Source organism: Actinomadura logoneensis, from assembly GCF_003428695.1.
GTDB lineage: Bacteria > Actinomycetota > Actinomycetes > Streptosporangiales > Streptosporangiaceae > Spirillospora > Spirillospora logoneensis.
Window position 1 is genome coordinate 1 of sequence record NZ_QURH01000877.1, and the last position, 5,925, is coordinate 5,925.

Here is a 5,925-nt window from a genome sequence, read left to right on the forward strand (position 1 = left end):
CGCTGCCGCCCGCCGAGCGCGGCGACGTGGACCGGATCACGGCGGCGGCGACGGCCGCGCTGGGCGCGGACGGGTTCGCCGCGGCCTTCGCCGAGGGGGGCCTGGTCGGCCCGGAGGAGGCGGTCAGCCGCTGGTCGCCGGATGCGCCAGCCCGACCCGCCGCAGGTCCTCGGCCAGCCGGGTCGCCAGGTAGCGGTGCCCGTCCGGTGTCGGATGAGTCCTGTCCGGCTTGATGTAGCGCGGCGCGTTGCCGGTGCCCGCGTCGCGGTCCCCGGTGATCCACTTCTCCGCGAGGGGGTCGACGAACGGGATTTTCAGCTCCCCGGCGACCGTCCGCAGCCCGTCCCGCACCGCGAGCGCCCCGGCGGACGGGTGGTCGCTGCCCCACAGCGGCCCGACGAGGACGACGCGGGTGCGCGGCCAGCGCGCCTTCACCTTCTGCAGCAGCGTCCGCGCCGCGCCGGACACCTCACCGGCGGGGAACCTGGCGTCGTTGTGCCCGCCGGACACGATGAGCAGCGCGGGCGCGGGCCGCCAGCCGAGCTGGTCCTCGAAGAGCTTGCCGAACGGGTTGTGCTTGGCGCCGGGGTTGACGAACCCGGTCCCGGACCGTCCGCCCACCACGACCTGCCAGCCCAGCAGCCGCGCGGTGGCGGCGGCGTAGGTGGTCTCGGGCTGCACGCCCTTCTCGCCGACCGTGTAGGAGTCGCCGAGGAACATCACGACCGGCGCGGAGGCCGCGAGCCGGTCGACGGTCCGAGGCGGTTTCGCCGCCGCAGGCGTGCCGGAGGCGCACCCGCCGAGCGCGAGCGGACCGCCGAACGCGAGGGGGACGCAGACCAGGAGGGACGCCGCGCTACGGCGGACGCGGCGAGACGCCATCGACAAACCACCATGATTCAGTACTTTTCCGCGCATCCTAGCGATCCCGCGCGGGGGCCGGTGTCGTTTCCCGCCGCTATGATCAGCGCCCCCCGAGCCCTGGAACGGAGCCCCCGATGACCACCGCCGAGCCCCCGCCCGGCCCGCCCGCGCACACCCCGCCCGAAGCAGCCACCCGGACCCCGTCCGAAGCCTCCACGCGGCCCCCGTCCGAACCCGCGACGCAGGCGCCGTCCGGAGCCGCCACGCAGGCGCCGATGCAGGCGCCGGCCGAGACGCCGTCCTGCTACCGGCATCCCAAGCGCGAGACCTATGTCCGCTGCGTCCGGTGCGACCGCTACTCCTGCCCGGACTGCCTGCGGGACGCGGCGGTCGGGCAGCAGTGCGTGGAGTGCGTCCGCGAGGGCAACCGGGGCCTCCGGCAGGCCCGCTCGGTGTTCGGCGGACGCGTCGGCGCGACCTCCTGGGTCAGCTACACGGTCATCGGCCTCTGCGTCCTGGCCTACCTGGGGGAGCTCGCCGCGCCCGGCGTCGTGGACCGCCTGGACGCGCTCGGCACCGGCCTGCGCTCGCCGGACGGCCACTACTTCGTGGACGGCGGCCACGTCCCGCCAGGCTGGACGCAGGTCGGCATCGCGCACGGCGAGTGGTACCGGCTGCTCACGTCGGCGTTCCTGCACCAGCCGCCCGGCGGGGGTTTCGGCGTCCTGCACATCGCCCTGAACATGTGGTGGGTGTGGACGCTCGGCCGCCAGACCGAGCAGATGCTCGGCTGGGTCCGCTACGCCGCGCTCTACCTGCTGTCCGCGCTGGGCGGCTCGGTGCTGGTCTTCCTGGTCGCGCCCACGACCCCCGCGCTCGGCGCGTCCGGCGCGGTGTTCGGCCTGGCCGCGTCCTACTGGGTGTTCAGCCGCCGCCTCGGCCACGACATGCGGGCCGCGAACCAGCAGACCCTGTACGTCCTGGTCTGGCTGGTGATCTCGGCGGGGATGACCTCCTGGCAGGGCCATCTCGGCGGCTTCCTCGCGGGCGGCGTGACCGCCGTCGCCTTCGCCTACGCCCCCAAGGCGCGCCGCGCGCTGGTCCAGGCCGCCGCCGGAGTCGCCCTGTTCGCGCTGCTCCTGGCACTCGTCGTGGTCAAGACCTCCACCCTCACCTGACCACACGGGCCTGATGCGCGTGTTCTGGAGACGTCCCTCGGCGGATCTGGCCCTGGTGGCCGGGCTCGTCTACCTCAACCAGGCGCTCTTCACGGTCTACGTCCTGCGTGAGCACGGCGGGGACGTCTCGTTCGTCGCCTCCTACCTGCCGTCGGGCTGGTTCGCCCTGGCCGACGGCCCGGCCATGCGCGCCTTCGCCTCGCACGTCCCGGCGCCCGGCCTGCTGGCCCCGAGCGTGCTGCGCGTCCAGGCGTTCCTGGAGCTGCCGTTCGTCCTGCTGGCGTACGGTGTCGTCCTGCGCCGGCTGTCGGTCCGCTGGTACCGCCGCATGCTGGACGGCCCGCCCCTCTGGGCCGCCTCCGCCACCTACACGACCGTGTTCTGCCTGGTCGAGCAGCACTTCTCCAACCCCTACACCGACGCCGACATCGCGATCAGGATCGCCTCCGCCGTCATCACGCCGTTGTGGATCGGCTGGACGACCCGGCACGACCCCGCCGCGGAACGTCCGCTCGGCGTGGTCGGGCTCGTGGCGTTCGGCGCGTTCACCTGGGCGTTGGGGCAGCTCGTCCTGACCGTCTACGACACGGCCCTGCTCTACAACCTGGGCCACCTGCCCGGCCGCCTGCCGTCGGCGCTCGTCGCCTCGGCCGTCCTCGTGGGCGCGCGTGTGGTGGCGGACCGGTACGGGGAGCGGGGTGAGCCCGGCGTGGCGGTCCGGACGGTGACCGCCGGGCTGCGCTGGGCGCTGGTGCTGTTCTTCGTCCCGGCCCTGGCCGTCAGATACGGCGTGAACCTCGGCCTGGCGCTGCCGTCGGCGGCGGCCGGGCTGGCGGTGTGCGTCGCGGCGGCGCTCCTCGCCGTCCGGGAGGCACTGCGCGGCCAGAACCGCGTGCGGGTGGCCGGGTGGTGCGGGCAGATGGCCCGGGCGGCGGGTGTCGGCGGCGTGGCGGGCCTGGTGGCGCGCCACGCCGCCTCGGACGCCTACTACGAGGCCGCGCTGCTCAGGAGCGCGGCCGTGGCGTTCCTGGCGGCCGTCCTCGTCTGCGCGGGGACGGACCGGCCGTGCGCGGGGACGGACCGGCTCAGTCGTCCAGCGGACGCAGCTCGTCGGCGTAGCTGACCGAGATCCGGCGCATCACGCCGTCGTCGCTGATGGAGTACTGGCCGAGCCGCCACAGCGGCGGCGAGTACGCGTGGATCGACACGCTCGCCTCGGCCGCCCCGACCAGCCGGTGGATGTGGTCGGGGCCGAACGCGAACGACGTCCCCTCCCCGACGCGCACGCGCACGTGTTCGCCGCCGATCCGCGGGTTGCACTCCTCCAGCTCGCCCGCGACCACGTGGACCGCCCCGGATGACACGTCGTGGTCGTGCCAGCCGGTGTCGTTCTCCGGCGTCCAGCACAGCAGCCACACGTCCACGTACTCGTCCCGGTGGAGCGACGCGTAGTGGCGCTCGCCGTCGGAGAAGGCGACGTGCTGCCGCCAGAGCTCCGGCCGTTCGGCCAGCTCGTCCACCAGTTCCCGCAGCTCGTGCTTGTCCAGCGGCCGGGCGGGCAGCTCCGGCAGACAGGACCTGTCCTCGATGAGAACGGCGTCAGACGACATGGGTTCGCTCCTCTCCTCTGATCAGGCGGTACGGGTTGGCCACGCGGAAGGCGTGGCGGGCGGCCTCGCCGAGGCCGAGATCCTGCGGGGCGGCATAGGGGCGGTCGCTGCCGTGCACCACGACGTCCACGCCGAGCGCGCGCACGACGGCGTCGGCGGCGCGCGGCCCGTAGGAGGACGTCTCGACGAACGCGTTCGGGTCGACCTCGCCGCGTCCGCCGCCGCGCGCGGCGAGCCGTTCGCCGTGCACCGGGGCGAGCCCCGCCAGCAGGGCGAAGCAGACGCGCAGGCGCGGGAAGGCGGGCCGCCCGAACGCCCGGAACGCGTACCAGGCGGCGTGCATCTGCGAGACGTAGGGGACGACCGCGGCCCACCAGGCGGGTCCGGCGCCCCCGGCGGCGGGTCCCGGGTGGACGAACAGGGGCAGCCCGCGCTCTTCGAGCAGCGCCAGCAGCGGCGCGCAGTGCCGGTACCCGTCGGCGTCGAGCAGGGCGTTCGCGGGGAGCTGGAGGCCGGCGAAGCCGCGGTCCAGCTCGCGGGCCAGGGCGTCCGCGTCGATCTCGGTCACGCAGGCGGCGGCCCAGGCGCGGAACGGCGCCGGGAGCGCGGCGGCCCCCTCGTGGTAGGCGTCCAGCAGCGGACGCGCCTCGTCCGGGGGGAGGAGTTCGACGCCCAGCGGTGAGGACAGCGAGACCAGGGCGAGGTCGAGGCCGTCCGCGCGGGCCAGCTCCGCCCGGCGCGCCGGGTCGTGGTCGGCCGGGTCCACCTCGAACGGCGGCTCCCCCGCGAGGTGGAGCGTCCAGCCGGCGAGCCGCGGGGGAGCGGTCCGGGCGCGCAGCGCGGCGACCAGGGGAGCCCCCCAGAGGTGCTGGTGGACGTCCGTCCCCGGCATGTCGCGTCCCGCCCCCGTTCCTGGTACGCGGCCGACCGGAGGACCGGCCGGTCGTCGGTTACTGAACCGCATCAGTTAACCGTTTCAGTGAACCGGTTCAGTGCCCGTCCCGTCAAATGCCGCCGAGAAACGCCCGCGCCGACCGTCTAGGGTTGGGGGACGTGAGCGACAGGCGGAAGCGCGCGACCATCAGGGAAGTGGCGCAGGCGACCGGCCTGTCGCCGGCCGCCGTCTCCTACGCGCTGCGCGGCATCCAGACCTCCGAGGAGACCCAGGAGCGCGTCCGCGCCGCCGCCGAGGAGCTCGGCTACGAGGCGCACCCCATCGCGCGGGCCCTGGCCAGCGGGCGCACCGACATGGTCGGGCTGCTCTGCGGGTCCCTGGAGGACTACTGGCAGCAGTCCCTCGCCGTCGGCATCGGCCGGGCGCTGCTCGCCCGCGACCGCTACGCCCTGATCGTGGACGCCGGCGGCGACCCCGAGCGCGAGCTCGCCCTCGCCCGGCGGCTGCGCGACCAGCGCGTGGACGGGCTGATCGTCCAGCCGCTCGACCCGGCCGCCCCGCTGTGGTCCGAGCTCGCCGAGACCCTGCCCGTCGTGTCGATCGGCGACGCCCTGCACGGCGGCCGGGCCCAGGGCGAGGTGGTGTTCGACAACCGGCGCGGCGTCACGCTCGCCCTGGAGCACCTGCGCGACCTCGGCCACCGCCGCGTCGCGGTGTTCACCCCCACCCGCGCCAGCACCCCCGACCGGCCCGCCGACGTGCACGTCAACGCCGAGGCCGACCGGCTCGGCCTCACCGTCGAGGTCGTCGTCGCGCCCGCGTCCCCGGCCGAGGCCACCGAGGTCGCGCTGCGCGTCCTCGGCGGCCCGGACCGGCCCTCGGCCGTCTTCTGCTTCTCCGACTCGATCGCGTACGCGGTGTACGCCGCCACCCGCGAGCTCGGCCTGTCGGTCCCCGGCGACCTCGCCGTCTGCGGCTACGACAGCCACCCCATGTCCGCGCTGCTCACCCCGCCGCTGACCACCGTCGACTGGGACATCGACGGCATCGTGCACGCCGCCGTCCGGCTCGTCGTGGACGTCATCGACGGCAAGCCGCGCAAGCGCCGTGTCGTCCGCGAACCGGAGCTGATCGTCCGCCCGTCCACCGCCGCCTGAACCACCCCACCGCCGGCAGCGGCGGGGTTCACAGGGGACGGGGCCGCTCCTCGGGCGGCAGCAGGCGGGCCAGGTGCGGGACGAGGTCGGCGGCGATCGCGATGTCGGCGTCCAGCGGACGGTCCGCCACGCCGTCCGGCAGCACCGCCGCGGCCCGGTCGAACGCGGCGCGCAGCGGCCCGCCGGACGGCGCGCGCCCCTGCATCCGCAGCGCCCGCACC

General features: G+C 75.2%; 6 protein-coding genes and 1 pseudogene. 3 read left to right on the top strand and 4 right to left on the bottom strand.

The annotated features are described in order from the left end of the window. Positions 1 to 123: 123 nt before the first annotated feature. Positions 124 to 882 carry an SGNH/GDSL hydrolase family protein gene (locus DZF91_RS29610; RefSeq protein ID WP_117360395.1) on the bottom strand — a complete coding sequence of 253 codons (759 nt, stop codon included), beginning with the start codon at positions 880 to 882 and terminating at the stop codon, positions 124 to 126. A gap of 116 nt (positions 883 to 998) precedes the next feature. Between DZF91_RS29610 and DZF91_RS29615 the strand changes: the two genes are divergently transcribed. Both DZF91_RS29615 and DZF91_RS29620 read left to right on the top strand, forming a co-directional pair. Continuing rightward, positions 999 to 2,042 carry a rhomboid family intramembrane serine protease gene (locus DZF91_RS29615; RefSeq protein ID WP_235834650.1) on the top strand — a complete coding sequence of 348 codons (1,044 nt, stop codon included), beginning with the start codon at positions 999 to 1,001 and terminating at the stop codon, positions 2,040 to 2,042. A gap of 13 nt (positions 2,043 to 2,055) precedes the next feature. Continuing rightward, entirely contained in the window at positions 2,056 to 3,165 is a 1,110-nt protein-coding gene (locus tag DZF91_RS29620) for a hypothetical protein (RefSeq protein WP_117360396.1), read from the top strand. On the opposite strand, the gene DZF91_RS29625 is transcribed toward DZF91_RS29620, so the two are convergent. Beyond that, positions 3,128 to 3,652 carry a cysteine dioxygenase gene (locus DZF91_RS29625; protein WP_117360397.1) on the bottom strand — a complete coding sequence of 175 codons (525 nt, stop codon included), beginning with the start codon at positions 3,650 to 3,652 and terminating at the stop codon, positions 3,128 to 3,130. The two genes, DZF91_RS29620 and DZF91_RS29625, sit on opposite strands and share 38 nt — an antisense overlap. After that, positions 3,642 to 4,544, bottom strand: a complete 903-nt coding sequence (locus DZF91_RS29630) for an amidohydrolase family protein (protein ID WP_117360398.1) — start codon at positions 4,542 to 4,544, stop codon at positions 3,642 to 3,644. The genes DZF91_RS29625 and DZF91_RS29630 overlap by 11 nt, the downstream gene beginning before the upstream one ends. A 161-nt stretch (positions 4,545 to 4,705) precedes the next feature. On the opposite strand from DZF91_RS29630, the gene DZF91_RS29635 reads away from it, so the two are divergent. Beyond that, positions 4,706 to 5,704, top strand: a complete 999-nt coding sequence (locus DZF91_RS29635; protein ID WP_117360399.1) for a LacI family DNA-binding transcriptional regulator — start codon at positions 4,706 to 4,708, stop codon at positions 5,702 to 5,704. Positions 5,705 to 5,732: 28 nt separating this feature from the next. On the opposite strand, the pseudogene DZF91_RS29640 reads toward DZF91_RS29635, so the two are convergent. After that, positions 5,733 to 5,925, bottom strand: a pseudogene (locus DZF91_RS29640) (hypothetical protein); the annotation flags it as partial.

Bases quoted from the DNA above. Each gene is read 5' to 3' on its own strand.
- DZF91_RS29610 (WP_117360395.1), bottom strand. From the start codon at position 882: ATGGCGTCTCGCCGCGTCCGCCGTAGCGCGGCGTCCCTCCTGGTCTGC.
- DZF91_RS29615 (WP_235834650.1), top strand. From the start codon at position 999: ATGACCACCGCCGAGCCCCCGCCCGGCCCGCCCGCGCACACCCCGCCC.
- DZF91_RS29620 (WP_117360396.1), top strand. From the start codon at position 2,056: ATGCGCGTGTTCTGGAGACGTCCCTCGGCGGATCTGGCCCTGGTGGCC.
- DZF91_RS29625 (WP_117360397.1), bottom strand. From the start codon at position 3,652: ATGTCGTCTGACGCCGTTCTCATCGAGGACAGGTCCTGTCTGCCGGAG.
- DZF91_RS29630 (WP_117360398.1), bottom strand. From the start codon at position 4,544: ATGCCGGGGACGGACGTCCACCAGCACCTCTGGGGGGCTCCCCTGGTC.